24 protein-coding genes and 1 tRNA gene are annotated in these 24,907 nt (G+C 65.9%); 8 read left to right on the forward strand and 17 right to left on the reverse strand.

The annotated features are described in order from the left end of the window. Together H6G99_RS12990 and mgtE are read right to left on the reverse strand one after the other, a co-directional pair. Positions 1 to 386 (reverse strand): sigma-70 factor domain-containing protein (locus H6G99_RS12990; RefSeq protein WP_286191156.1); only part of this gene is annotated, 386 nt, incomplete at its 3' end. A 215-nt stretch (positions 387 to 601) separates the two neighbouring features. Continuing rightward, on the reverse strand, positions 602 to 1,978 hold the full coding sequence (mgtE, locus tag H6G99_RS12995) for a magnesium transporter (RefSeq protein WP_094584276.1): 1,377 nt from the start codon (positions 1,976 to 1,978) through the stop codon (positions 602 to 604). 79 nt (positions 1,979 to 2,057) lie between these two features. On the opposite strand from mgtE, the gene H6G99_RS13000 reads away from it, so the two are divergent. Beyond that, a complete protein-coding gene (locus H6G99_RS13000; RefSeq protein ID WP_190611904.1) occupies positions 2,058 to 2,537 on the forward strand; it encodes a glutathione peroxidase in 480 nt (159 codons plus the stop codon). 1 nt (position 2,538) lies between these two features. Here the strand turns inward: H6G99_RS13000 and H6G99_RS13005 are convergent, their stop codons facing one another. Both H6G99_RS13005 and gyrB read right to left on the reverse strand, forming a co-directional pair. After that, complete coding sequence (locus H6G99_RS13005) at positions 2,539 to 2,856, reverse strand: hypothetical protein (protein ID WP_094584274.1); 318 nt, start codon at positions 2,854 to 2,856, stop codon at positions 2,539 to 2,541. Between the two features lie 17 nt (positions 2,857 to 2,873). Then, positions 2,874 to 4,832 carry a DNA topoisomerase (ATP-hydrolyzing) subunit B gene (gene gyrB, locus H6G99_RS13010; protein ID WP_190611906.1) on the reverse strand — a complete coding sequence of 653 codons (1,959 nt, stop codon included), beginning with the start codon at positions 4,830 to 4,832 and terminating at the stop codon, positions 2,874 to 2,876. A gap of 252 nt (positions 4,833 to 5,084) precedes the next feature. Here gyrB and miaA point away from each other — a divergent pair, with 252 nt between their 5' ends. Together miaA and infC are read left to right on the forward strand one after the other, a co-directional pair. Then, entirely contained in the window at positions 5,085 to 6,017 is a 933-nt protein-coding gene (gene miaA / locus H6G99_RS13015; protein WP_190612048.1) for a tRNA (adenosine(37)-N6)-dimethylallyltransferase MiaA, read from the forward strand. 20 nt (positions 6,018 to 6,037) lie between these two features. Beyond that, on the forward strand, positions 6,038 to 6,619 hold the full coding sequence (gene infC / locus H6G99_RS13020; RefSeq protein WP_094584272.1) for a translation initiation factor IF-3: 582 nt from the start codon (positions 6,038 to 6,040) through the stop codon (positions 6,617 to 6,619). 45 nt (positions 6,620 to 6,664) lie between these two features. Here the strand turns inward: infC and H6G99_RS13025 are convergent, their stop codons facing one another. Continuing rightward, the gene (locus H6G99_RS13025; protein WP_286191150.1) at positions 6,665 to 7,474 is read right to left on the reverse strand and encodes a dienelactone hydrolase family protein; all 810 of its coding nucleotides are present in this window, start codon (positions 7,472 to 7,474) and stop codon (positions 6,665 to 6,667) included. Positions 7,475 to 7,578: 104 nt separating this feature from the next. Between H6G99_RS13025 and H6G99_RS13030 the strand changes: the two genes are divergently transcribed. Together H6G99_RS13030 and cysE are read left to right on the forward strand one after the other, a co-directional pair. Beyond that, the gene (locus H6G99_RS13030) at positions 7,579 to 8,568 is read left to right on the forward strand and encodes a GntR family transcriptional regulator (protein ID WP_015109798.1); all 990 of its coding nucleotides are present in this window, start codon (positions 7,579 to 7,581) and stop codon (positions 8,566 to 8,568) included. A 12-nt stretch (positions 8,569 to 8,580) separates the two neighbouring features. Beyond that, positions 8,581 to 9,330, forward strand: a complete 750-nt coding sequence (gene cysE, locus H6G99_RS13035) for a serine O-acetyltransferase (RefSeq protein WP_094584270.1) — start codon at positions 8,581 to 8,583, stop codon at positions 9,328 to 9,330. Between the two features lie 217 nt (positions 9,331 to 9,547). Here the strand turns inward: cysE and H6G99_RS13040 are convergent, their stop codons facing one another. Both H6G99_RS13040 and secA read right to left on the reverse strand, forming a co-directional pair. Next, positions 9,548 to 9,823 (reverse strand): type II toxin-antitoxin system VapB family antitoxin, encoded by a 276-nt coding sequence (locus H6G99_RS13040; protein WP_190611909.1) that lies wholly within the window; start codon positions 9,821 to 9,823, stop codon positions 9,548 to 9,550. A gap of 46 nt (positions 9,824 to 9,869) precedes the next feature. Then, complete coding sequence (gene secA / locus H6G99_RS13045; protein ID WP_190611911.1) at positions 9,870 to 12,704, reverse strand: preprotein translocase subunit SecA; 2,835 nt, start codon at positions 12,702 to 12,704, stop codon at positions 9,870 to 9,872. A 163-nt stretch (positions 12,705 to 12,867) separates the two neighbouring features. On the opposite strand from secA, the gene H6G99_RS13050 reads away from it, so the two are divergent. Continuing rightward, positions 12,868 to 13,332: a GNAT family N-acetyltransferase gene (locus tag H6G99_RS13050; protein WP_190611913.1), complete on the forward strand. Its 465-nt coding sequence runs from the start codon at positions 12,868 to 12,870 to the stop codon at positions 13,330 to 13,332. Here the strand turns inward: H6G99_RS13050 and H6G99_RS13055 are convergent. After that, a tRNA-Gly gene (locus H6G99_RS13055) sits at positions 13,324 to 13,395 on the reverse strand. The two genes, H6G99_RS13050 and H6G99_RS13055, sit on opposite strands and share 9 nt — an antisense overlap. A gap of 139 nt (positions 13,396 to 13,534) precedes the next feature. Between H6G99_RS13055 and H6G99_RS13060 the strand changes: the two genes are divergently transcribed. After that, positions 13,535 to 14,923, forward strand: coding sequence for an exopolysaccharide biosynthesis polyprenyl glycosylphosphotransferase (locus H6G99_RS13060; protein WP_286191151.1), 1,389 nt, complete (start codon positions 13,535 to 13,537; stop codon positions 14,921 to 14,923). A 58-nt stretch (positions 14,924 to 14,981) separates the two neighbouring features. Then, positions 14,982 to 16,085 carry a UDP-glucose 4-epimerase GalE gene (gene galE, locus H6G99_RS13065; RefSeq protein ID WP_190611921.1) on the forward strand — a complete coding sequence of 368 codons (1,104 nt, stop codon included), beginning with the start codon at positions 14,982 to 14,984 and terminating at the stop codon, positions 16,083 to 16,085. Here galE and H6G99_RS13070 read toward each other — a convergent pair. The 9 genes from H6G99_RS13070 to H6G99_RS16630 are packed head-to-tail and all read right to left on the reverse strand — an operon-like array spanning position 16,067 to position 24,267. After that, positions 16,067 to 16,885 carry a glycosyltransferase gene (locus tag H6G99_RS13070; protein WP_190611922.1) on the reverse strand — a complete coding sequence of 273 codons (819 nt, stop codon included), beginning with the start codon at positions 16,883 to 16,885 and terminating at the stop codon, positions 16,067 to 16,069. The genes galE and H6G99_RS13070 overlap by 19 nt on opposite strands. Continuing rightward, the gene (locus tag H6G99_RS13075) at positions 16,882 to 17,784 is read right to left on the reverse strand and encodes a hypothetical protein (RefSeq protein WP_190611924.1); all 903 of its coding nucleotides are present in this window, start codon (positions 17,782 to 17,784) and stop codon (positions 16,882 to 16,884) included. Before H6G99_RS13075 ends, H6G99_RS13070 begins: the two co-directional genes overlap by 4 nt. Continuing rightward, the gene (locus H6G99_RS13080; RefSeq protein ID WP_190611926.1) at positions 17,784 to 19,079 is read right to left on the reverse strand and encodes a glycosyltransferase family 4 protein; all 1,296 of its coding nucleotides are present in this window, start codon (positions 19,077 to 19,079) and stop codon (positions 17,784 to 17,786) included. Before H6G99_RS13080 ends, H6G99_RS13075 begins: the two co-directional genes overlap by 1 nt. 23 nt (positions 19,080 to 19,102) lie before the next feature. Further along, positions 19,103 to 19,849 carry a class I SAM-dependent methyltransferase gene (locus tag H6G99_RS13085; RefSeq protein ID WP_094584260.1) on the reverse strand — a complete coding sequence of 249 codons (747 nt, stop codon included), beginning with the start codon at positions 19,847 to 19,849 and terminating at the stop codon, positions 19,103 to 19,105. Between the two features lie 30 nt (positions 19,850 to 19,879). Next, entirely contained in the window at positions 19,880 to 20,815 is a 936-nt protein-coding gene (locus H6G99_RS13090; RefSeq protein ID WP_190611928.1) for an NAD-dependent epimerase/dehydratase family protein, read from the reverse strand. Beyond that, positions 20,812 to 21,828 (reverse strand): glycosyltransferase family 2 protein, encoded by a 1,017-nt coding sequence (locus H6G99_RS13095; protein WP_190611929.1) that lies wholly within the window; start codon positions 21,826 to 21,828, stop codon positions 20,812 to 20,814. The genes H6G99_RS13090 and H6G99_RS13095 overlap by 4 nt, the downstream gene beginning before the upstream one ends. Next, a complete protein-coding gene (locus H6G99_RS13100; RefSeq protein WP_190611930.1) occupies positions 21,829 to 22,707 on the reverse strand; it encodes a class I SAM-dependent methyltransferase in 879 nt (292 codons plus the stop codon). Next, entirely contained in the window at positions 22,704 to 23,444 is a 741-nt protein-coding gene (locus tag H6G99_RS13105) for an FkbM family methyltransferase (protein WP_286191152.1), read from the reverse strand. Before H6G99_RS13105 ends, H6G99_RS13100 begins: the two co-directional genes overlap by 4 nt. After that, positions 23,401 to 24,267, reverse strand: a complete 867-nt coding sequence (locus tag H6G99_RS16630) for a glycosyltransferase family 2 protein (protein ID WP_353617248.1) — start codon at positions 24,265 to 24,267, stop codon at positions 23,401 to 23,403. Before H6G99_RS16630 ends, H6G99_RS13105 begins: the two co-directional genes overlap by 44 nt. Positions 24,268 to 24,907: the final 640 nt, after the last annotated feature.

Below are 24,907 nucleotides of genomic sequence, written 5' to 3' on the forward strand. Positions count from 1 at the left end.
GTGGGATCGAACTTCTCGACACCCCGCACCAGGCCGATGGTGCCCTCCTGGATCAGGTCCAGGAGTTCCATGTTCCGCTTGGTGTACTTCTTGGCGACGCTCACCACCAGACGCAGGTTGGCGGCCACCATCCGCTCCTTGGCGCGGCGGCCGGCGTGCAGGCGCTTGCGCAGCACCTCCGGCCGCAGGCCCGCCGCCGCCGCCAGCTCCTGCTGGCTGGGCTCGCTGCCGCCGGAGCGCATCTTCAGCTCCTCGCGCATCTCCTCGAGGGCCATCAGCTCCTGCACCTGGCGGCCCAGGGTGATCTCCTGCTCATGGCTGAGCAGCGGCACCCGGCCGATGTCCCTCAGGTAGGAACGGACTAGGTCGCCGTCCACCGGCGGCATCGAGCGGCCGGAGGAGGCGCGGACCACGGCCTGGACCGTGTCGGAAACCTGGATCGTCTCGGCGATCTGGACCGTGTCGGACGTCGAGGGTTGGGCGTAGGCGAGGGCGACGACCATGGATCCGATCCATAACTGTCTGTAAAGCGTAACATCACGAAGTGTGAACTCCTCTCAGAAACGGGAGGGCCCAGAAACGCGGTCCGGACGGGCCCGCATCAGCCGGTGCCGAGCCGGGGCAGCAGCAGCTGGGCGGTCCTGAGGTAGATGAACACGCCGGCCACGTCGGTGGCCGTGGTGATGAACGGGGCCGACATCAGGGCCGGATCCAGCCCCAGGCGGTCGAACAGCAGGGGCAGGGCCGCTCCGGCGGTGGCGGCCAGGGTGGTGATGGCCACCAGGCTGATGCCCGCCGAGGCGGCCACCAGCGGACTGCCCCCCATGGTCCAGGCCCAGGGCACCACCACCACCGCCAGCAGCCCGCCCAGCAGCGCCCCGGCGACCAGCTCCCGGCCGATCGTGCGCCAGGGGCCCAGGGACTGCAGCCGCTGGGTGCTGAGACCCCGGATGACCACGGTGGAGCTCTGGGCGCCGACGTTGCCGCCGGTGCCGATCAGCAGCGGGATGAAGGCCGCCAGGAGCACCACCTGCTTGAGCACATGCTGCTCGGAGGCGATCACGGCCGAGGTGCCGGTGTTGGCCACCAGCAGCACCAGCAGCCACACCACCCGGCGCCGCGCCACGGTGAACAGGTTGCTGCGGAAGTAGTCGTCCTCGTCACCGGCCTGCACGGCGCCGGCCGCATAGAGGTCGCGGGTGGCCTCCTGCTGGATGACGTCGATGACGTCGTCGACGGTGACGATGCCCACCAGCCGCTGCTCCCGGTCCACCACCGGCACGGCCAGGAAGTCGTAGCGCTGGATCACCCGGGCCACCTCCTCCTGGTCGGTGTCGGTGCTGACGCTCATGACTTCCCGGGTCATCACGTCCCCGAGCCGGTCCTCCGGATCGGCCGTCACCAGATCCCGCAGGGACAGCATGCCGCTGAGGTGCCGGGAGGCATCGGTCACGTAGAGGCTGTAGATCGTCTCGGTGTCCCGGGCCCGGCGACGCACGATGTCGAGGGCCTGCTGGGCGCTGTGGAATTCCTTGAGGTCGATGAACTCGGTCGTCATCAGGCGACCGGCGGTCTCGGCCTCGTAGCCGAGCATCTGGGCGGTGACCCGCCGCTCCGCCGGGCTCAGTTCCGCCAGCAGCCGCCGGACCACCTTGGCCGGCAGTTCATCGAACAGTCGCACCCGGTCGTCCGGGGACATCTCCTCCACCAGCTCCAGCACCTCGCCGGAGCGCAGCCGCTCCAGCAGGCTCTGCTGCACCGATCCGTCGAGGTACTCGTAGACCTCGATGGCCTCGTTCTTGGGCAGCAGCCGGAAGGCGAGGGCCTGGAGCGTGCGCGGCAGGGTGCCGATCGCCTCGGCGGAATCCACCGGCTGCACGGGCTGCAGCAGCAGTTTGGCGCCGTCGTAGTTGCCCGCCTGCAGCAGACCCTCCAGCTGGCGGGCCACCACCTCGGCGACGGCGGAGGCCTCAGCCATCGCTCCTCAGATGCCGGTGGGTACGAGTGTATGGGCTGAGCCGCTAGGGTCCGCGGCGTTCTCCCCTCTCCAGGAACCCATGGCCGTCAACGTGAGCGACGTGGTGGTGCGCACCGCCGCCGGCCAGGAGCGCCGGCTCGGCGAGTGGGCCGGCCGGGTCCTGCTGATCGTCAACGTGGCCAGCCGCTGCGGCTTCACCCGCCAGTACGCCGGCCTGCAGGCCATCCAGGACCGCTTCGGCCCCCAGGGCTTGGCCGTGCTCGGCTTCCCCTGCAACGACTTCGGCGCCCAAGAGCCTGGGACCCTCGACGAGATCCAGCAGTTCTGCTCCACCACCTACGGCGTCGGCTTCGAGCTGTTCGACAAGGTGCACGCCACCGGCTCCAAGACCGCCCCCTACGACACCCTCACCCAGGCCGAACCCGCCGGCGACGTGGCCTGGAACTTCGAGAAGTTCCTGATCGGCAAGGACGGCACCGTGGTGGCCCGCTTCAAGAGTGCGGTGGAACCGGACGGGGCCGAACTGACCGCCGCGATCGAGAAGGCACTGGCGGCCTGAATCAGCCGGGCAGCCAGCCCCGGCTGGCCCGGCCGTCGGCGGTGGAGGTCTCCACCCGCAGCCAGCGGCGGCCGCCGGGCTCCAGCCATTCCCGCAGCACCCGCAGTGGAGCGCCGGTCTCCAGGCGCACCAGCACCGGTGCCTGGCAGCGGGGGGCGCAGTGGAGACCGAGGCTGCCGCTGCTGATCAGGGGCTCGGCCTGGCGCTCTCGTCGCCGCACCTCCGGGAGCCGTCGCTCACCGCCGCCAGCGGGCAGGGCGGCGGGGGCCATCAGGGCGAAGCCCAGAAGGGCGGCCCAGCGCCAGGCCGGCAGAGGCATCGCAGGGCGCGGCCGCATCAGATGTCGAGCTGGGCGAAATCCAGCTCGGCGCTGTGGGTCTCGATGAACTCCCTGCGGGGGGCAACCTTGTCGCCCATCAGGATGGTGAAGATGCGGTCGGCCTCGAGGGCATCCTCGATCTCGACGCGCTTCATCATGCGGGTCTCCGGGTCCATGGTGGTTTCCCAGAGCTGCTTGGGCATCATCTCGCCCAGACCCTTGAAGCGCTGGATGTTGTAGTTGGCCTTCTCGCCGAAGCCTTCCAGCACCTTCTTGAGCTCGTTTTCGTTGTAGCAGTAGTTGTGGTTCTTACCGCGCTCCACCTTGTAGAGCGGCGGGCAGGCGATGTAGATGTAACCTCCTTCCACCAGTGCCTTCTGGTAGCGGTAGAAGAAGGTGAGCAGCAGGGTGCGGATGTGGGCGCCATCGACGTCCGCGTCCGTCATGATGACGATGCGGTGATAGCGGAGATTCTTCTCCTCGAAGTCCTCGCCCTTGATGCCCAGTCCGAGGGCCGTTATCAGGGCCTGAATCTCGGTGTTCTTGTAGATCTTGGCGTCGTCGGTCTTCTCGATGTTGAGGATCTTGCCCCGCAGGGGCAGGATCGCCTGGAAGCGGCGGTCGCGGCCCTGCTTGGCGGAGCCACCGGCCGAGTCCCCCTCAACGATGTAGATCTCCGATTCGCTGGGGTCGCGGGAGCTGCAGTCGGCCAGCTTGCCGGGCAGGGTGGAGCTTTCCAGCACCGACTTGCGCCTGACCAGCTCCCGGGCGCGGCGGGCGGCCTCGGCGGCATTGAAGGCCTGGATCGCCTTCTCCAGGATCAGGTCGATCACCTGGGGGTTGAATTCCAGGTATTCGCCGAGCGCCTCACCCACCGTGGTGTCGACAATGCCGCGCACCTCGGTGTTGCCCAGCTTGGTCTTGGTCTGGCCCTCGAACTCCGGATCCGGCACCTTGACCGACAGCACGGCCGTGAGGCCCTCGCGGATGTTCTCCCCGGCCAGGTTGGTGTCGGCGTCCTTGCGCTTGCCCCGCTTCTTGGCGAACGTGTTCAGGGTGCGGGTGAGCACCGTCTTGAGGCCCTCGATGTGGGTGCCGCCGTCGACGGTGCGGATGTTGTTGGCGAAGCCCAGGATGCTGTCGGAGTAGGCATCGACGCACCACTGCAGCGCCGCCTCCACCTGGACGCCGTCCTTGGTGGCGTTGACGTAGATGATCTCGGGATGCAGCGGATCCTTCTCCGCATTCATATACGCGACGTACTCCCTGATGCCACCTTCGTAGTGGTAGATCTCCTCGTGGGCCGCACCATCGGCGCCGGCGGCGGCGCTGCGCTCGTCGCGGAAGACGATGCGGACACCACCGTTGAGATAGGCGAGCTCCCGCAGCCGGGCGGAGAGGGTGTGGTAATCGAACTCGATCCCGCCGCTGAAGATCTCGATGTCGGGCCGGAAGCGCACCGACGTGCCGGTGTGGGCGTCGGCGGCGTCCTCGGAGGCGAGGGTGCCGATCGGCAGGCCCCGCTCGAAGCGCTGGCGGTGGACCTGGCCCTGGCGGTGGACGGTCACCTCCACCCACTCGCTGAGGGCGTTGACCACCGAGATGCCGACGCCGTGCAGGCCGCCGGAGACCTTGTAACCGCCGCTGCCGAACTTGCCGCCGGCGTGGAGCACGGTCAGCACCGTCTCGAGGGCGCTGCGGCCGGTGCGGGGATGGATGTCGGTGGGGATGCCGCGGCCGTTGTCGGTGACGCTGGCGGAGCCATCTCCGTGCAGGGTGACCAGGATCTCGTCGCAGTGGCCCGCCAGGGCTTCGTCGACCGAGTTGTCGACGACCTCATAGACGAGATGGTGGAGACCCCGGGGCCCGGTGGTGCCGATGTACATGCCGGGCCTTTTGCGCACCGGCTCCAGGCCTTCCAGCACCTGAATCTGTTCGGCGCCGTAGGCCGCTTCGACTTTGATGGCGTCGCTCATTCAGAAAAGGTTTCCCCAGGGGGCTGACAAGGGCGGCGAATCCCAGGGGCGGTGGGGCGGCAATGGGGCGAAGCGGCTCCGAAAGGACGCTGCGCAAAGGTCAATCTACCACCGCCGTCCCGTAGAGCCCCAGAGACGCCTCTGAGAACCGATTTGGATCGGGGGTGCAATCACCGCCTGCGTCCCCCTCCGGCAGGATGGCCCGATTCCCCTGTCGCGTCCGGCCTGCGGCCGCCGCTCCCGACCCCCGTGGTGTCCCTCCCCGGCGCCGATCTCCCCCTGGTGATCGCCCTGCTGGGCCCGACCGCCAGCGGCAAGACCGCCCTTGCGATCGAGCTGGCCGAAGCCCTCGACCTGGCCGTGCTGTCGGTGGATTCCCGCCAGATGTACCGCCACATGGACGTGGGCACGGCCAAGCCCAGCGCCGAGCAGCGGGCCCGGGTGCGGCACGAGCTGCTGGATCTGAGCGACCCCGACCGGCCCCTCACCCTGCAGGAGTTCACGGCCCTGGCCACCGCCGCCATCGAAGCGGAGCATCGCCGCCGCGGCGTGGCCCTGCTGGTGGGGGGCAGCGGGCTTTACCTGAAGGCCCTGCTGGCCGGCCTGCGGCCGCCGGCGGTGCCACCCCAGCCGGCCCTGAGGGCCCAGTTCGCCGCCCTGGGCCAGCCGTTCTGCCACCAGGTGCTGCGCCATGCGGATCCGGTGGCGGCCGGTCGCATCGCCGCGGCGGATGCGTTCCGCACCAGCCGGGCCCTGGAGGTGCTCTACGCCACCGGCAGGCCCCTGTCGGCCCAGCAGGGCCTCTCCCCTCCCCCCTGGCGGGTGCTGGAGCTGGGCCTGGATCCGGCCGACCTGCCCCAGCGCATCCGGCGCCGCACCGCCGCCCTGTTCGCCGACGGCCTGGTGGAGGAGACGGCGCAGCTGATCGAGCGCTTCGGGGCCGACTGCCCCCTGCTGGAAACGATCGGCTACGGCGAGGCCGCCCGGCTGCTGCGGGGTGAACTGGAGCCCGACGCCGCCGTCGCCCTGACGGAGCGGCGCACCCGGCAGTACGCCAAGCGCCAGCGCACCTGGTTCCGGCGCCAGCACCGTCCCCTCTGGCTGACGGACGCCGCCGCGGCCCCGGCTTCGGAGGCGGATGTGCTTCAGCGTGCCCTGGGGGCGGCCACGGGCGGTTTATGGTGAAGGTCTAACCGCCCCTGTGAATGCCTCCCCGTCCCCGTTTTGATCGCCGTGCTCCCGTGCGGGAGCTGCCCAACATCAACGACCGCATCAGCTACCCCAACCTTCGTGTGGTGGATGCGGACGGCAGTCAACTGGGAGTCATCACCCGAGAGGCGGCCCTCGATGTCGCCCGCGACCGGGAGCTGGATCTGGTCCTGGTGAGCGAGAAGGCCGATCCGCCGGTCTGCCGGATCATGGATTACGGCAAATACAAGTTCGAGCAGGAGAAAAAGGCCAAGGAGGCCAAGAAGAAATCGCACCAGACCGAAGTCAAGGAGGTGAAGATGCGCTACAAGATCGATTCGCACGACTATCAGGTGCGCATCGGTCAGGCGGTCCGCTTCCTCAAGTCCGGCGACAAGGTGAAGTGCACGGTGATCTTCCGGGGCCGGGAGATCCAGCACACGGCCCTGGCCGAGCAGCTGCTCTACCGCATGGCCAAGGACCTCGAGGAGAACGCCGAGATCCAGCAGCCCCCCAAGCGCGAGGGCCGCAACATGATCATGTTCCTGAGCCCGCGCAAGCAGGCGGCCGGCAAGACGCCAGCTACGGCGGCCAGCTGAGGCGCTCCGGCTGAGCCCCCCTCGCTCTCCTGGCGGAGCACGTTTTCAGCCTCCCGCCCGGTGCCTGTCGGGCCCCAGCTGGCTCTCAAACGCGTCCAGCAGCAGCGACCAACCGGCCGCCGCCGAAGCGGGGTGGTGGTCGGAGCGGGCCGCGCACATGAAACCGTGGCCCCCCTCCAGCAGCACCAGCCGGTGGAGCCCCGTGGAGGCATTGACCGCAGCCCGGGCGGCGTTCGCCGCGGCCAGGGCCGTTTCGATCGCCGCCACCTCGGCGGCCGGGATCAGGGGATCCGCCCGGCCGCAGATGCACAGCAGGGTGCCCCCGATCGTCGGCACCAGCTCGAGGCTGGGCGGGCCACCCCCAGGACGGCCCGCGGCCACGCCGGCCCCGTAGAAATCCACCGTGGCGGCCACCGCCGGCAGGCTGGCCGCGAGCAGGGCGACGTGGCCGCCGAAGCAGAAGCCCACGCACCCCAGGCCTCCGGCGGCGGCCGCGGGGGGCAGCTGCTGCTGCAGCCACGCGGCGGCCAGGCCCACATCGGCGAGCAGCTGGTCGGTGCGGGTGCGCTCCTTGTGGCTGCGCCCGAGGGCCAGCTCATCGGGGCCGTAGCCCAGCTCCAGATCGGGGGCGGTGCGGGCGAACAGGGGCACCGCCAGCGCCGCGTAGCCCGCCGCCGCCAGTCGCTCCGTCACGCCCCGGATCCAGCCGTTGAGGCCGAACACCTCCGGCAGCACCAGCACACCGGCGCGGGGAGGCCCGTCGGCGGGCCGGGCCCACCAGCAGCGCAGCGGCACCTGGTCCGGGCGGCGGGGGTCGATCGACTGCCAGGAGGCGACGCAATCGGAGGGGGACAAACCGGCACAGGGCAACCGGCACATGGTCGTATGCCAACGAGGGAATTGTCACGGGCCCCAAAGCTCCGTAGGGTGGCGGCCAAGGACACCTTGGCCACACCGGCGTGCGATTCCATATTCAGCAGGAGAGCGACATCCCGGCGTCGACCCAGCTGTACAACCAGATCTGCTTCGCCATCGCCGCCCGGCACTACCCACCGGGCCACCGGCTGCCGAGTACGCGCCAGCTGGCCATGCAGACCGGCCTGCACCGCAACACGATCAGCAAGGTCTACCGCCAGCTCGAGACCGACGGCGTGGTGGAGGCCATGGCCGGCTCCGGGATCTATGTGCGCGACCAGCAGAACCCGCGCGAGATCAAGCCGCCGCCGGGCCTGCGCAGCAAGGCCCTGCCGGACATCGACCGGGAGGTGCGCCAGAGCGTCGACGGCCTGCTAAACGCCGGCTGCACCCTGCAGCAGGCCCGGGAGCTGCTCACCCGCGAGATCGACTGGCGGCTGCGCTGCGGCGCCCGGGTGCTGGTGAGCACCTCCCGCGAAGACATCGGCGCCTCGATCCTGATCGCCGAGGAACTCAAGCCCAGCCTGGAGGTGCCCGTCGAGGTGGTGCCGATCGAGGAGCTGGAGTCGGTGCTGGAGACCTCCAGCAAGGGCACGGTGGTCACCAGCCGCTACTTCCTGCAGGAGGTGGAGCAGATCGCCAAGGTGCACGGTGTGCGGGCCGTGCCGGTCGACCTCAACGACTTCGGCCACGAGCTGGGCATGCTCAAGGAGCTGCGCCCCGGTAGCTGCGTGGGCCTGGTGAGCATCAGCCCCGGGATCCTGCGGGCCGCCGAGGTGATCCTGCACAGCATGCGGGGCAACGAACTGCTGGTGATGACGGCCAATCCCGACACCAGCAGCCGCCTCCTGGCCCTGCTGCGGGCCTCCAGCCACGTGATCTGCGACAAGCCCAGCCTGCCCCTGGTGGAGCAGACCCTGCGCCAGAACCGCGCCCAGCTGATGCGCCTGCCCATGGTGCACTGTGCGCAGAGCTACCTTGGCAGCGCCACCATTGACCAACTGCGCAAGGAGATCGGCCTCCTGGCGGCCTGACGGCGGGAATCCATGCTCGATGCACTCCGGGCCGACCTGGCCATCATCCGGCAGAGGGATCCGGCCGCCCGGGGCACCCTGGAGATCCTCCTTTGCTACCCGGGCTTCCACGCCCTGGAGCTACACCGCGTCAGCCACCGCCTCTGGCGGATGGGACTGCCCCTGATCCCCCGGCTGATGAGCCAGCTGGGCCGACTGTTCACCGGCGTGGAGATCCACCCGGGGGCCCGGATCGGCCGGGGCGTCTTCATCGACCACGGCATGGGCGTGGTCATCGGCGAGACCAGCGTCATCGGCGACAACTGCCTCCTGTACCAGGGCGTGACCCTCGGGGGCACGGGCAAGGAGCACGGCAAGCGCCACCCCACCCTGATGGACAACGTGGTGGTGGGGGCGGGCGCCAAGGTGCTCGGGGCGATCACCGTGGGCACCAACACCCGCATCGGCGCCGGCTCGGTGCTGCTGCGCAACGTGGGGGCCGACAGCACCGTGGTGGGCATCCCCGGCCGGGTGATCCACCAGGCCGGTGCCCGCATCGATCCCCTGGCCCACTCCGCCCTGCCGGATGCGGAGGCCTCGGTGATCCGCAACCTGATGGAGCGGATCGACAGCCTGGAGAACGACGTCAACCGGTTGCAGGCCTGCCTGCAGGAGGTGGCCGCCGGCCGGCCCCTGAAGGAGCCCTGCAGCGGCACGGCCCAGAACCTGCGCGACCGGGAGATCCTGGAGTTCCTGGGTGACAACCCAGAGATCCAAAACTGAAGCTGCGGAGCGCCTTCAGAACACGGCCACTTTGACGTCGGTTTGGGAGAAGTCGTCGCCCTTGAACAACAGAGGCCGATCCAGAGCCATGGCCAGCCCATAGCTGAAGCAATCCCCGAAGTTCAGGCCTGCCCGGTGGCGACCCTTGCCGTAGTACTGCCAACCATGCAAGGCCCAGCGCAGCTGGTTCGCATCAAAGCAGAGGTGTCCACCACCATCACACCGGCAACCCCTGATCGTCATAGAGCTCGTCCTGCAACTCCTTGCTGGTCACGCCCTCCGGCCACTGAATCAGGCGAAATCGCTGCAAAAGTTCCTGAAGCCGGGCATGCCGAGCCGCGACCGCACTGGCCATCTCTTCCTCTCCGTGCTGGCTACGCTCAAGCTCGGCGCTGAGGGCTTGTCGCACCGCATTGGTCACGGTGGTGGACCGGCGGGCAGCCAACTCGCGTGCCATGGCATGCACCTCAGGATCCTTGATGTTCATGCCCATGGCGCCGCCAGGGTAGAAGAGATAGAAATTCTACCCTTGCTGACCTTCAGGCCGTGACGGCCTGCGGCACCTGGGGCTGGAACATGAACATCGAATAGATCACGTTGCGGCGCATCTGGGTCATCATCTCCAGGAACATGTCGTAGCCCTCGTTCTTGTATTCGATCAGGGGATCCTTCTGGCCGTAGCCCCGCAGGCCCACCGATTCCCGCAGGGCCTCCATGGCCTGCAGGTGCTCGCGCCAGAGGGTGTCGATCTGCTGAAGGATGAAGAAGCGCTCCGCCTCCCGCATCAGGCCCGGCCGCATCTGCTCGATCTGCCCCTCCTTGATGTCGTAGGCATTGCGCATCTGCTCCTGCAGGAAGGCCTTGAGCTCCTCCATCGACAGGCCGCTCACCTGGTCGGGGGACAGATCCGCCAGCAGGTAGATGAACTCCTTGACCTTCTCCACCAGGCGGGTGAGATCCCACTCCTCGGGCGGCAGATCCGGGTTCACGTAGGCCTCGACGATGTCGTCGATGGTGCGCTCGCCGTAGCCGATCACCTGCTGCTTGAGCTCCCTTCCCTCCAGCACCCGTCGCCGTTCGGTGTACACCGCCTTGCGCTGGTTGTTCATCACCTCGTCGTACTCGAACACCTGCTTGCGCATGTCGTAGTAGTACGTCTCCACCTTCTTCTGGGCCCCCTCCAGGGAGCGCGTCAGCATGCCCGATTCGATCGGCATGTCCTCCTCGACCCGGAAGGCGTTCATCAGCCCCGCCACCCGGTCGCCGCCGAAGATGCGCAGCAGGTTGTCCTCCAGGGAGAGGAAGAAGCGGGTGCTGCCGGGGTCGCCCTGGCGACCGGCCCGGCCGCGCAGCTGGTTGTCGACGCGGCGCGATTCGTGGCGTTCCGTGCCGATCACGTGCAGGCCACCGGCGGTGCGGACCTGGGCCTCCTCCTGTTTCACCACCACGTCGTACTCGCCCCGGACCTGGGCGATCAGTTCCCGCAGCCGCTGGATCTGGGGATCGTCCGTGGGGGCCTTCTCGGCCGCCTGGGCGATGCGATCCTCAAGCTCGAGCACGGTCAGGGTGCGGTCGCCCCAGGCGGTCACCAGCTCGCGGGAGAAGCCGGAGAGGGCCTTCTCCGTGTCTTCGGAGAGGCTGCAGGGATAGAGGTTGCCGATGGCCCGGGCCTCACTGGCCGGCCTGGAGCTGGGGGCCACGGCGCCGCCGAAGCCGGCCGGCGCCTCGGTGGAGCGCTGCAGGGGCACAGGGGGACGATGGCCCTCCTCGGGGCGCACCAGCCTCGGCAGCAGCACTTCCCGCAGCTTGAGGCGGGCCATGTAATCGCTGTTGCCCCCCAGGATGATGTCGGTGCCGCGGCCGGCCATGTTGGTGGCGATGGTGACGGCACCGGCCCGGCCCGCCTGGGCCACGATCTCGGCCTCCCGCTCCACGTTCTCCGGCTTGGCGTTGAGGAGGTTATGGGGGATGTCCTGCTCCTGCAGCAGGGTGGAGAGCAGCTCCGACTTCTCGACACTGGTGGTGCCCACCAGCACCGGACGGCCGCTCTTGTGCACCTGGGCGGTCTCGGCGGCCACGGCCTGCCACTTGGCCGTTTCGGTCTTGTAGACCTGATCGGGCCAGTCGGCGCGGGAGCGGACCCGGTTGGTGGGCACCACGGCCACTTCCAGCTTGTAGGTCTTCTCGAACTCCACTTCCTCGGTCTTGGCGGTGCCGGTCATGCCGGCGAGGCGGGGGTAGAGCAGGAAGAAGTTCTGGTAGGTGATGCTGGCCAGGGTCTGGGTCTCGGGCTGGATCGGCAGGGACTCCTTGGCCTCGATCGCCTGGTGCAGGCCGTCGCTCCAGCGGCGCCCCGGCATCACCCGGCCGGTGAACTCGTCGACGATCACCGCGTCGGAGTCACGAACGATGTAGTTGACGTCCTTGACGAACAGTTCCTTGGCCTTGAGGGCGTTGTTGATGAAGTGGGCCCAGGGGTCCTGGGGGTTGAAGAGGTCCTGGACGCCGAGCAGCTGTTCGGCCTTCTGGTAGCCCTCGTCGGTGAGGGTGACGTTGCGCTGCTTCTCATCGACCTCGTAGTCGCCCTCGGGATCGATGCCGTCCTTGCCCATCTCGGCGGCGCGCTCCAGCTCCACGGCGATCCGGGCCGCCTGCATGTACTTCTCCTGGGGCCGCTCGATCTGGCCGGAGATGATCAGGGGGGTGCGGGCCTCGTCGACCAGGATCGAATCCACCTCGTCGATGATGCAGTACTGGAACTCACGCTGCACCACCTCGGCGATGTCACTCGCCATGTTGTCGCGCAGGTAGTCGAAGCCCAGCTCGGAGTTGGTGGCGTAGGTGATGTCGCAGGCGTAGTTGCGGCGCCGCTCCGGCGGGCTCATGTCCTGCTGGATCAGGCCGACGCTCAGGCCCAGGAAGCGGTGGATCTGGCCCATCCACTCGGCGTCGCGGCGCGCCAGGTAGTCGTTGACCGTGACCACGTGGACCCCGCGGCCGGTGAGGGCGTTGAGGTAGGCCGGCAGGGTGGCCACCAGGGTCTTGCCCTCGCCGGTCTTCATCTCGGCGATCTGGCCGTTGTGCAGCACCATGCCGCCGATCAGCTGCACGTCGAAGTGGCGCATGCCCAGCACCCGCTTGCCGGCCTCCCGCACCACGGCGAAGGCCTGGGGCAGCAGCTCATCGAGCAGGGCCTTGCGGCGGGCCGCCGTCTCGGGCTTCTCCAGCTTCTGGCGGAACTCGGCCGTCAGGCCCCTCAGCTCCTCGTCGCTGAGGGGCTCGATCTCCTCCTCCAGCAGATTGATGTCGGACACCAACGGCTGGTAACGCTTCAGCTTGCGGGCATTGGGATCACCCAGCAGCAGCTTGAGCATGGAGTTGGCCTGTCCGTAGTTTCTTACCCTACCATCGCAAAACCGTGGCCGAGAGCGAAGAATCGTGCTGCTGCAAGGGTTCTCGGCGTCTCCTTCGCCGGGGATCCGCACCTGGGGAGCCCACCGAGCAGGATTCGCAGCTGATGCGCCCCACCCCGGTCCGTTGAGCAGCGCCCCCCCCAGGCCCGAGGCCCCCTCCCTCGCCCCGATCCGGCTGGTCCGCCACGGCCGGCTGCGGCTGCGCCTGCGCTGGCGGTTGGCGGCCCTCCGCACCCTGCTCGATGGCCACAGCTTCTGGGCCACCGGCCGCCGGCCCGCCCAGCTGGGGCGGATGCTCGGCGGCAGCCAGGTGGTGGTGAGCGCCTGGCAGGCGGGAACCCTGGTGGGCTTCGGCCGTGCCACCAGTGACGGGGTGTTCCGCGCCGTGTTGTGGGACGTGGTGGTGGCCGAGGACCAGCAGGGCCGGGGGGTCGGCCGGCGGATCGTCGAGACGCTGCTGGCCAGCCCGGAGGTGGCGGCGGCCGAGCGGGTCTACCTGATGACCACCACAGGCGAGGGCTTCTACGAGAAGCTGGGCTTCAGCCGGGTGGACAGCCAGCGGCTGATGCTGAAACAGACAAGCGGATGAAGAGATTCGAACTCTCGACCCTCTCCTTGGCAAGGAGATGCTCTACCACTGAGCTACATCCGCAGTTCGGCCCCTTGGCCGGATCGAAGCATGCCCCATGGGGGGCCCCTCGGTCAAATGGGGACGCCGGGCGCGGATCCGGCGGCCGGGGAAGGGCGGCGACAGCGCCCATAAAGTCGGGCGGTGGCGGTGGCGGCAAGGCATGTGGTGGCGGACTCCCTGGCTGAGACAGCGACGGCTGCTGCTGGGGCTGGCCCTGTTCGACACCCTGCTGCTGCTGGGGACCTACAACAGCCTGTTCCTGCAGCGGTTCGACCGCTGGGCCGGCATCACCGGCTCGATCGTGGGCCTGACCCTGCTCTGGGTGGGAACGTCCTACCTGCTGGGGCGCTACTCCAAGCCTGACCAGGGCCAGCGGGATTCCCAGCGGCGACGGCTGGGCGCGACCGCCGTGGTCGCCCTGCTGGCGCTCGCCGTCGTCGTCGTGGGTCTCAACTGGGGCCTGAAGGTGGAGGATCCGCGGACGTTCCGGAACTTCATCCTCCCCCTGCTGGCGGCGGTCACGCTGGCCTCGGGAACGGCGCAGCTGGTCGTCACCCGGCTGCTGAGCCGCCGCCAGGCCTGGCTGCTGGTGGGGGAGACGGCGGAACTGACGGTGGTGCGGCGCGAGCTCGAACGGGACGGCGGCCACACCCAGCTGGATCTCCACTACTACGACTGCCGTGCCCTGGAGCCGGCGTTCGAGACCATCCTGCTGACGGTGGACGGCATCGCCGTGAGCGAGGCGGCCGAACTGAGCGATGTCCTGCTGCAGAAACTGCTGGCGCGGCGCGAACGGGGCGCCAGTGTCTGCAGCCTCGTCATCTGGGCCGAGCACCACCTCCAGCGGGTCCCACCGGAGCTGTTCTCGAGCCGCTGGCTGCTGCAGGCCGACGGCTTCGAACTGCAGCCCAACCGCTGGGGATGGCGGCTCAAACGCATGGGGGACGTGGTCGTCGCCAGCCTGCTGCTGATCATCACGGCGCCGGTGCTGCTGGTCTCCGCCCTGGCGATCCGTCTCGAGGGCGGCGGGGGGATCCTCTACCGCCAGGTCAGGACAGGTCTCTACGGGGAGGCCATCGAGGTCTGGAAGCTGAGGACCATGTGCGAGGAAGCGGAGGCACGGGGTGCCCGCTGGGCCAGCCGCGACGACCCCCGCGTCACGCGGGTGGGAAAGCTGCTGAGACGGCTGCGCATCGATGAACTTCCCCAGCTGATTGCCGTGCTGAAGGGTGAAATGAGCCTGATCGGCCCGAGGCCGGAGCGGCCCGAGATCGAAGACACGCTGGAGCAACAGATCCAGCACTATCGCGTGCGCCACTGGGTGCGTCCCGGACTCAGCGGATGGGCGCAGGTTTGCTATCCCTATGGCGCCAGCATCGAGGACAGCAGGATGAAACTCAGCTACGACCTCTATTACCTGCGCAATGCCAGTCTGATGCTCGACACACTGATTCTGATCAAGACGATTCGCCTGCTCGCCAGAGCCAGGGGCGCCCAGCCGGATGTGCACCCCCGGGGCTCCATGGCCCGGTTCAAGGCTCTTCCTTGAGTCTCACGGGATGGACGGCCCCTAACCGCGTAGGATCACCAACCCTTGGTCATGGTCCTTGGCGACTGTACTGATCACTGGAGGGGCTGGCTTCATTGGCAGTCACACCTGTCTGGTGATGATCGGTGCCGGCCACGACGTGGTTGTCATCGACAACCTGCATAACAGCAGCGTCGAAGCGCTCCACCGGGTGGCGGAACTCTGCCAGCTCAGCCCCTGCCGGCACGCTGTTGATCAGGACGGCGTGCATCAGGCCTGGGAAACCGCCACGGGTGATCGCCGGCTGCGCTTCATCAACGGTGACATCCGAAGCCCGGAGGCCCTCGATGGGGCGTTCCGCGCCAGCGGCGGCGGGGACGTGGCGGCCGTGCTGCATTTCGCCGGCCTCAAGGCCGTGGGTGACTCGATCCAGGAGCCGCTGAGCTACTGGCACGTGAACGTCGAAGGCACCCGCTGCCTGCTCGAGGCGATGCGGCGCCACGGCTGCCGGACGATCGTTTTCAGCAGCACCGCCGCGCTCTACGGCTGCCCGCAGGAGCTGCCGATCCCTGAGAGCGCCTGTGTCCAGCCGGCGAATCCCTACGGACAGACCAAGGCGGCGGTGGAGCGGATGCTGGCCGACACGGCCGCCAGCGAACCGGGTTGGCGGATGGCCAGGTTGCGCTACTTCAACCCCGTGGGAGCGCACCCCAGCGGACGCATCGGCGAAGACCCCAACGGGGTGCCCTCCAACCTGTTCCCCCTGATCACCCAGGTGGCCATGGGACTCCGGTCCCACGTGCAGATCTTCGGCTCCGACTGGCCCACACCCGATGGCACCGGCATCCGTGACTTCATCCATGTGATGGATCTGGCTGAGGGCCACAGGCAGGCCCTGGATCTGCTCCTGACGACGGACGAACAGATCCTCACCCTGAATCTCGGCAGCGGTCAGGGACACTCCGTGCTCGAAATGATCGAGGCCTTCGAGCGGATCAACGGCGCTCCGGTGGCCTACGAATTCGCGCCCCGCAGGCCCGGTGATGTGGCGGAGAGTGTGGCCGATTCAACCGCGGCGCAGCAGCTGCTGGGCTGGTCCACCACCCGCAATCTGGAGGACATCTGCCGTGATGGCTGGGCCTGGCGACAGCAGAACCGGCACGGTTACCGCAGCCGGAGGTAGAGCCATTTCTGCAGGGCCGCCGGCAGGAGGCGCAGTCCGAAGGCCGCCAAGGCCCACAGCAGGTTGGGCGCTGATAACAACCGCAGCTCCCGCATCGCCCTGATCCGCACATGCAGGTCGGCCCAGGCCTGCCGCCAGCCACCACGGCGCCCGAAGAACCCGGAATCCCGCTGGAAGTTCAGCAGCGGTTCCGCCAGGTTGGCGAACACGAAACCCGATCCCGCAGCCGAGATCCAGAGGTGATAGTCCTCGGTGCGTTTCACATCCTCCCGGTACCGCAGGCCGGATTCAAAGACACGGCGCCGCAGCATCACCGTGGGGTGGTTCAGGGGATTGCTGCGCGGCAGGGTGGCCACAATCACCCGATGGCTGAGGGGCATGCGCTTGAGCTGCAGATCGGCGCCGTGCTCATCGACCTCATGGCAGGCCGTGCCAAGGATGTCGACCTCCGGGTGCTCCGCCAGGAACCGGCGCTGGCGCTCCATCCTTCCGGGAAGGGATTCGTCGTCGGCATCCATCCGCGCGATCAGAGCAATGCCGGAATCGCGCAGCACCTCCTCCAGCAGCTGGTTGAGGCCGTGGGCCAGCCCCCGTCCCTCTGCCACTTCCCGAAGCACCAGCCGGGCCGGGGCGGCGGCGGCACGGAACAGCTCTGGATCGTTGAGGGTCCCCCCATCCACCCGCAGGTAGAGGAGATCGCCGGGGGCCAGGCTGGCGGCCGTGCTGCGGATGGCCCGCAGGGCCAGGGCAGCCGGGGTGTCCCCCTTCATGCAGAGCAGGGTCGCGATGGGCGCGGTCACAGCGCCGAAGCGGACTGCAGGGGAAGCTCGATCTCCTCGTGGGCGGCCCGGGGAACGAAATCCTTCAGGGCCGCCACATCCACCCGCTGCCCCGCGAGGAAACGTTCGAGCAGGGCCTCGCTGGAGTAGTCATCGGAGGCGCCGGCCCGGTTGTCGAGAATCGTCTGCACCTTGTTGATGGGTGCGCAGAAGGCCACCGACTGCTCGAAGCAGAGCAGGTCAGGCTTGCCCAGGGCGAAGAGGGAACTGGAGGAGGAGAGCACCTGTTCCAGGCGGTTGGGGTTGGTGTAGGGGAGCGTCCGCAGCAGGCCGATCAGATCGGCGAGGCGGTAGACGGAACTGGACACCTCGACCGGGTAGCCGAAGTCGCCGGTCTGGCCCACCCAGCGAAAGCGCAGACCCGAAGCCACCGGCTGGAAATCCGGCAGCGGCTGGGCACAGTTCATCGAATAGCAGCGCGTGGTGTTGCGGCCGACGCGCAGGGAGAAGCCGATGACGGAGGGCTGCTGCTCCAGGGCCTCCACGATCGATCCCAGCGAAAAGGGCCGCACGAAGATGTTGTCATCGACGAGAAACAGCAGCTGGTCACAGCGCGGACGCCAGGAGCGCAGCCGCAGCCGATCCAGGATCCGGCGCCAGCGGGACGCAGCCGGTGGTTGCCGCAGGCAGGCCAGCAGATCGTGGCGAAAGGAGCGCTCCTCCACCCAGTCGATCAGGAGCCGGCCCTGGAACTCCTCCCGCAGCTGGGCGTACCCCCGGGAGAACGGCTCGGAGCTGGCCCGGTAGAGCACCGTGATCGGCGTCTGCGCCGCCTCCCGGCAATGCAGGGCGAAGGAGGCCAGGGTCGCCTGCAGCTGCAGCGGCCGATCCTTGGAGAAGATCAGGGTGAGGAGGCGCATCAGAGCTGGGGGGGAGCCGGGAACTGGTCGTGGATCGCCTCGCCATCCAGAAGGGAGCGGTAAAGCCGTTCGTACTGGTCGGCGATGCGCTCCCAGGTGAAGTGGGCCTGCCAGGCCCGGTGGGCTGACTCGGCCATCCGGCGGCGGCCGGGGGCGTCGGCCACCAGCGCCTCCAGCCGCTGGGTTCCGGCGGCCACATCGGCCCGCACGCTGCCTTCCCGGTCGTCACTGCGCTCACCGGGCAGCAGCTCGCCTCCCCCGGTCCAGGCGATGATCTCGGCCGCATTACCCACCGGCGTGACCAGGAACGGCGTGTGGGAGGCGGCGGCTTCGAACAGCACCAGGGGGGAGCACTCGATCCAGGAGGGGAACAGCAGCAGGTCGGCCTCGAGGAAGGCGCTCACCGTGTCCTCGCGGGAAAGGGCATGGCCGAGGACCTGGCGGCCGGCCGCCGCATTGCGGCGCCGGTTGAGGCGCTTCATCACCTGCAGCTGGGTGGGGAAGGCCAGGGCCCGCAGCCCCTTGCCCCGCAGCAGGTGGTAGAGGCCCCGGGCCAGCTGCCGCGGCGTCAGGGAGCGGGCCAGGGACTGGGAGAAATCCGGGCTGACCAGCAGCAGGGTGGACTGGCGCAGCTGGGAGCGGGAGAAGATCTCGAGGGCCTCGGCCTGCCCCTTGGCCACCGACAGGTAGCCGGAGACATGCAGGATCAGGACATCGTCTTCGGGGATCCCGAGCCGGGCCCGCAGGCCGGGATCCCGGGGACGGACGAACTCCTCGGCCGCCGCCCCGTTGGGAATGATGGCGATGCGATCGACACCCTCCCGGCGGGCGAAATCGATGTCGCGGTAGGAGTCCGAAAGAAAGACGCAGGTGTCATAGCTGCGCATCCATTCGCCCATGGCGGCGAAGTAGGCGGCGAAGGTGGGATCACCCAGGGCGGAGAACCCCGTGGGAACAAACACCTTGCGGGCCTTCAGCTGGGGCAGCAGCGGCAGCATCAGATCGGTGGCCCACTGCTGCGCCGCGAAATTGACGATCACGTCGGCATCGGAGCCGAGCAGGTAACGCTGGTAGCCGGAGACATCCCCCCAGACCCCCACCGCACTCTTCCCCTGCACATCGAAGCCCCTGACCTTCACCCCCTCGATGCTGTCGCCGGTGCGGGCCGGGTCGGAACGGGTGGCCACGGTGACGTCGTGGCCCCGAGCCACCAGCCGCTCGGAGATCTGCCGCACCACCTCCGACATGCCATGGCGGGCCGGCAGATAGGACTCGACCGTATGGAGGATCTTCATGGGCCGGCGGGGCTGGGGCGAACCTACGCCGCAGCCGGGGCGGTGGAGTAAAGCAGGGTCATGCCCGGCAGGCTGAGCCCGGAATGCACCGCCTGGAAGCGGCCGGGGTAAGCGGCCAGGGACTCCTCGACGGCCTGGCGGGGCCCGACGTTGTAGCCGGACTGGGGGGACTGGAGGAAGGTGTCGTGCAGCAGCAGCACCGGGTCGGGGACGGCCGCCAGGATCCCGTCGATCTCCCGCCTGACGCTGGCGTGGCTGTGGTCCCCATCGAGGAAGAAGAGGGGAGAAGGGGGACGCCCCGCCCGCTCCCACAGCCCGAGGGAGGTGGTCAGACCGTCGCCCTGATGCAGCTGGACACCCTCCAGGCCCCGCACCATGGCGCCCCGCTGGGCGTGGGGGTGTTCCACGTGGTCGACGTCGTCGGGGAGGTCGCAGGAATGGATGGTGGTGGGGATATGGAAATACTGGGCGATTTCATGGAAGATCCGCGCCGATTTGCCGATGTTGGTGCCCCATTCGAAGATCAGGGAGGGCTGGAAGCGACACACCGTCGCCGTCATCAGCATCAGTTCCTGGAGGGGGAAGGGATGGACGCCGACGACGGGAACCAGGGTGCGGGCCACGAACGCGGAGGTGACCCAGCCGTCCACCTCAAACTCCCCACAGGCAGGATTGCGGGAGGGATTGGCGGTGCTGAGGAAGGGATCCAGGGATGTCGAACGTTCGGCGGAGGACCCACGCAGATCCAGCAGCCGAGTAAGGAGTCCCATGGTTGTGAATCGGGCGGGCAGGGGGAGTCCTCAGGTGGAGGAGGACGCCATCAGGGCATGATCCCACATCTCTGAGAGACCGCGCCGGAGAGATACATCCGGACGCCATCCGCAGGCGGAGCAAAGCTTCCGGGCATCGAGCACATTGGCCTCCACATCGAATCGGCGTGAGGGCAGATGGCGCACCTGGATGGTGTGTCCGGCCGCCTCGGCCAACGGGCGCAGCAGGGCGATCACATCGAGATTGCTGGCGCCGATGCCGGTGCCCAGGTTATAGATTTCACCATCTTCCCCGAAGTCCAGAGCCGCAAGAATGCCGCTGGCCACATCACTGACGTGAATGTAGTCACGGATGGTTCCGGCATCGCCGTAGATCTCGATCTCGCGTCGCGTAAGGATGGCGTCGATGGCGGCGGCGAGGAAGCCCTGGCCGGTCCTGGAACGCTGCTGGACGCCGTAGGCGTTGGCCGGGCGCACCACCACCACCGGTAGATCACGGGTGTGATGGAACATCAGGGCGTAGTGATCGATGGTCAGCTTGGTGATGCCGTAGGGGCTGATGGGGGCCGTCGGGTGGGATTCCGGAATCGGCAGGGTGGCAGGGGGGCCGTAGACCGTGCCCCCGGACGAAACGAGCAGCAGGCGGCGGACCCCTACCGCCATCGCCTCCTCCAGCAAGCCGACGCTGCCGGGCAAATTGGCGAGCAGATCGAAGACGGGGTCGCCGTAACTGGTTTTGGGGACGGTGGCATAGGCCAGGTCGATCACTTCGCAGCCAGGCTCAAGGATCTCCCGCATCTGGGCCCGGTTGCCGAGATCAGCGCAGCGATAGGCACACGGCAACGCGGCCGTGTGGGCGCCGGGGGGACGCCGTCCCACGACGGTCACCTCACGGCCGGAGGCGATCAGAGCCTGGCTGACCAGGGAACCGATGAACCCGGCACCGCCGATGACGATCGTCTTCATTGGGGCCCCCTGAGCCGTTGCGCCAGGCGCCAGAGGCGCTTGGCGAGAGCCCGGAAGGGTCCCGCGGTATGCAGAAGTTCATAAGCGGGAGACGCACGAACCATCCAGGCCCCTTTCATGGCCTGGACGCGGGCAACGGCGTCCTGGCGGAGAGGCTCTTGTGCTGCACCGGTGGCCAGGTTCTGGATGGCCAGGAGCAGAACCATCTGCATGCGTCCGAAGTCGAGGGGGGGCTGCAAAGAAGACGCGTCGCCATGGGTGAGCGCAGCGATGGCCTTCACAGAGGAATCATCATTGGGCAAGCCTGCAGCAGCAGCGATGTTCTCCGCGCAGATCGTGATCAGGCGACTGCGGAATGGTGACGGTCCGACTCGAGACATGCTGCCGGGAATCTCCCGGTAGACGAGCAGAACCTGTCCAACGTTAGCCACGGAACCGATCCGAGAAAGGCGTGACCACAACTCGTAGTCTTCCGGGGGCTGCCGGGCTGGGTCCATCGTGTAGCCGCCGACCTGCTGAAGCGCGGAACGTCGCAGGAGAACAGAGCTATGGACAAACGGATTGTTGAACAACAACTGATAGCGCAGGTTTGGCTCGTCAACAGGATGGCGGTGAAACCGTTCCACGAGACGATCCACCTCCATGATCTGGGCCCATGAACCGACCAAGACACAGTCCTGATGAGCATCCATGTGTGCGACCTGCAAGGCCAGACGATCTGGATGGGAGAGATCATCTTGATCCTGTCGGGCCACGTAGGTGCCACGGGCCAGGGAAATACCGTGGTTCAGGGTGCGGGCAAGTCCCTGATTGGCTTGCCGGAGAAAGCGGATGCGCTGATCATCAAACTCCTCGAGGACAGAAGCCGACCCATCAACAGACCCATCGTCAATAACGATTAGCTCAAAGTCGGTAAACGACTGAGAAAGGATGCTGGAGATGGCAGCATGCAGGTAAGGAAGACCGTTGAAAACGGGCAAGACGACGGAAACACGAGGAGGAGGAGAAGTCATCTAACCCCCATGATCCGCAGACGCGAGGTCTTTGGTCGCCTTGACATGCCAGCCATAACAGCTGTAATCACAAGATCCTCGATCAAGAGATGAACACATCTGCAGGAATCTCAGAATGGCGAGCATCGCCAAGCGGATACGCCACGATTCCTGCACAAGGGAGTAGGCCTTGGCCATCTGTGGCAGCCGCCTTATTTCCTGGGCAAGATACTCAAAGTAGTTTCCATTCGGTGTCATCTCAACGCAGCGAAAACCAAGATCCTCCAGATGCCTGGAATACCAGTTACGTGAGAAGCCAGTTGAAAAGAAATAGGGCGAAAAGTGCGTAAAGCTGCAGAATGGAGCCGTCAAGAGAAGCAGCCCACCAGGCCGCAAGATACGAGCAAGCTCCGTGATGGCAGCTACAGGGTCGGGCAGGTGTTCCAGGACCTCAGTACATAACACGACATCAAAAGAATCATTAGGTGCCGGAATTTCCACGATATCGCAGACATAATCCGTGGAACCATAAGTCCAGCTTTCAACATGACCCCCCTGGCCATCGCCCTTGCCGTCATAGGCCGCATTGTCCTGTGAGACGTATTGAAGATGCGAGCAGAATCTTCGATACTTCTGCTCGCCAGAGCCGGCGTCCAGTAATCGCGACATCGGTGGAACATCAGCAAGAACCGATTGGACCCACTGGTCACGGTTAATGGAATTCGTCGTGCCGACAATCAGATAGGGATCCTGGAGACGACGGGAAACTGAGATCCACTGCCGGAAAGAAGTCTGGGATTCTTTCCTGAATTGATTGCAAGCATAAAACTGACGGTCAAGACACCGCTTGAGCTGGACAACGGGAGATAAAACATGCTTCAGAGAGCTGGGGGTTGTCATGGATCAACCCAGGTCGCGGCGTCGACGAGGACGCTATTAATGAATGTATTGGCAAACAACATGTAGCCGTGCTGGCACAGATAGTCTGTCACACCCAAAGGTCGTCTGGTAGTACGAACTGTGCTGTACTCCAGGTCTTCCACACATAGGAGGGGAGGACGAAAGCGGGCAATGTCCCAGCTGGACAACACATCAAGATCACCTCCCTCGACATCGATGCAAAGGAGTTCAGGCACACCGTTCGCCTCAAACAGCTGATCAAGGCTTGTCGGCTCCACCCGTATCTTGTCAACCACCGAAGCCCCAGGAGTCTTCAATGCGCGACTCAAAGCATCGGGATCAAAGGTGCTGAGAGTCGAGGGCTCGAGCACATAGAAGGTCAGCGGATCCCGTCCCGACGAAATGACATTCGTCAGCACCTTGTCGCGAGGGCGTGCCGCGGCAAACTCCTGGGCTAAAAAAGGGATGGGCTCAACACAGATGCCAGCCGCACCTCTCGCGTAAAAGAGATGGGTGTTGCTGTAATGGAAGGGATGATTGGCGCCAACGTCGAAATAGCTCTGAATCTCGATGCCACACTGACGGGCAACAAAGTCAATGATCAGGTCTTCACCGCACTGGGAATAGCTTTCTCGAGTATAAGGCGCAGAAGCAGTAGGAGTGGAAACTTTCTGGAGAGGTTTCTGGCGATACTCAGGAATGATTGATTGCAAACGACGTCGTATTGCGCCAAGCATACAAGAACTTAGGCAAGAGCTTGATCCTTTGGAAGATCGAAAGCCGTGAGGCGCATAAGATTAGCACAATGCCTTGCATAAGCCACGGCATAGGGTCGTAGTGCCTAGCCGTCGATCCAGCTGCACCCTTGACGGGGCGTACCAACTCATCAATACCGTAAGTCGCCAGGCACTCAGGCAGGAAATGCGATCTATAATTCAACAAGTTAGACATTATAAATGCAACGTCCATCCAGTCAAAGGAGAGGTTAAGCTCATTCCACCTACTGAGACTGGATCTCAGCAGGAGATCACGCCTATACATTCCATAAAAGTAGGAAGAGATCGGAACCTCCAGATATCGACATACATTCTCATAGCATGAACTGCTGAACTGAACTTTCGGGAATGCGTGGGGGACCTCGGCAACCTCTGTAACATAGTTGTGGACAACGAAACCCCACCCGAGATAGTCCAGGCCCGGGAAAGTGCAAAGGCATTCTTGACTTCTGGCAATCAGGCTTGGATCAAGTACATCATCATCTGCAAGCCACAGAAAGTGATCAGCCGAAGACTCAGCCACTAAGCTGAGGAAGTTATGTGTAGGGCCCAAGACCTTCTCTCGCTTTATATAGCGCATACACGGTATGCGGCTTCGCCACTCAAGATAGATTTCTCGGGACTCCAGACCGTCAGAGTTATCCCCGATAAGCACCTCATCTGGCAAACACGTCTGACTTGCTATGGAGGCCAGCGCACGTCTCAACAGGATCGGCCTATTTCGAGTGGGTATGCCAATGCAGATTGTCAAGAGTCGTTCGCCCTCACATGCCAATGATCCCACATCATATCAAAGGCATGAAATCGAGAGAGCTTAGAATTCTGATGAGACATAGGCGACCAGGATCTCACGCGAATGAAGACATTCAAAGGCATCTATCTCAGAGGTGTGCGAGAAGAACGAAACGGCTAAGGTACTACCAGCAGCATCTTTATCCTGTCCATGAATAGTGGGGAACAACCATTTGAATATCGTGGCGTGAAACAGGAAGGGGAGGCCGCTCGGCATGCAGCATGCATTGGCAGGACACAACAATGGCGTAGAGAAGTTAATGAGCAAGGCCCAAAGCGAAGTATCAATGCTCCTGTAAACGCTCACCACGACACTATCACTGAAGCGGAGAGGATCTGCTGCCGATGGAAGGGCGCAGGCGCCTGATAAAGGATAGGCATGTAAAGGAAGCAAAATCCGAACAGAACCCAGTTTGATATTGTTCAGACAGCCTATTCTTCTCGTGATAAAGCCAGGGATGAAGTGAGAATCTGAAAAAGTCGTAACCGAGGTCGCACTGAAGACCAACCGGAGGAGAGGGATAGCAAACCAAAAGGCAGGCAAGCGCCACAGATTCCTAGTGCAGAGCTAGGGATAACGGGGACAAGAATGCCGTGCAGCAGTCGACTGGTGTGCGTCTCGGTAATCGCAG

The sequence above is a fragment of the Synechococcus sp. FACHB-909 genome, from assembly GCF_014698945.1.
Classification (GTDB): Bacteria; Cyanobacteriota; Cyanobacteriia; order PCC-6307; family Cyanobiaceae; genus Cyanobium.

What these genes read in the sequence shown, in the direction of transcription:
- mgtE (WP_094584276.1), bottom strand. Translation starts at nt 1,978, where the DNA reads ATGGCTGAGGCCTCCGCCGTCGCCGAGGTGGTGGCCCGCCAGCTGGAG.
- H6G99_RS13000 (WP_190611904.1), top strand. Translation starts at nt 2,058, where the DNA reads ATGGCCGTCAACGTGAGCGACGTGGTGGTGCGCACCGCCGCCGGCCAG.
- H6G99_RS13005 (WP_094584274.1), bottom strand. Translation starts at nt 2,856, where the DNA reads ATGCCTCTGCCGGCCTGGCGCTGGGCCGCCCTTCTGGGCTTCGCCCTG.
- gyrB (WP_190611906.1), bottom strand. Translation starts at nt 4,832, where the DNA reads ATGAGCGACGCCATCAAAGTCGAAGCGGCCTACGGCGCCGAACAGATT.
- infC (WP_094584272.1), top strand. Translation starts at nt 6,038, where the DNA reads ATGCCTCCCCGTCCCCGTTTTGATCGCCGTGCTCCCGTGCGGGAGCTG.
- cysE (WP_094584270.1), top strand. Translation starts at nt 8,581, where the DNA reads ATGCTCGATGCACTCCGGGCCGACCTGGCCATCATCCGGCAGAGGGAT.
- H6G99_RS13040 (WP_190611909.1), bottom strand. Translation starts at nt 9,823, where the DNA reads ATGGGCATGAACATCAAGGATCCTGAGGTGCATGCCATGGCACGCGAG.
- secA (WP_190611911.1), bottom strand. Translation starts at nt 12,704, where the DNA reads ATGCTCAAGCTGCTGCTGGGTGATCCCAATGCCCGCAAGCTGAAGCGT.
- H6G99_RS13060 (WP_286191151.1), top strand. Translation starts at nt 13,535, where the DNA reads ATGTGGTGGCGGACTCCCTGGCTGAGACAGCGACGGCTGCTGCTGGGG.
- H6G99_RS13075 (WP_190611924.1), bottom strand. Translation starts at nt 17,784, where the DNA reads ATGCGCCTCCTCACCCTGATCTTCTCCAAGGATCGGCCGCTGCAGCTG.
- H6G99_RS13080 (WP_190611926.1), bottom strand. Translation starts at nt 19,079, where the DNA reads ATGAAGATCCTCCATACGGTCGAGTCCTATCTGCCGGCCCGCCATGGC.
- H6G99_RS13085 (WP_094584260.1), bottom strand. Translation starts at nt 19,849, where the DNA reads ATGGGACTCCTTACTCGGCTGCTGGATCTGCGTGGGTCCTCCGCCGAA.
- H6G99_RS13090 (WP_190611928.1), bottom strand. Translation starts at nt 20,815, where the DNA reads ATGAAGACGATCGTCATCGGCGGTGCCGGGTTCATCGGTTCCCTGGTC.
- H6G99_RS13095 (WP_190611929.1), bottom strand. Translation starts at nt 21,828, where the DNA reads ATGACTTCTCCTCCTCCTCGTGTTTCCGTCGTCTTGCCCGTTTTCAAC.
- H6G99_RS13100 (WP_190611930.1), bottom strand. Translation starts at nt 22,707, where the DNA reads ATGACAACCCCCAGCTCTCTGAAGCATGTTTTATCTCCCGTTGTCCAG.
- H6G99_RS13105 (WP_286191152.1), bottom strand. Translation starts at nt 23,444, where the DNA reads ATGCTTGGCGCAATACGACGTCGTTTGCAATCAATCATTCCTGAGTAT.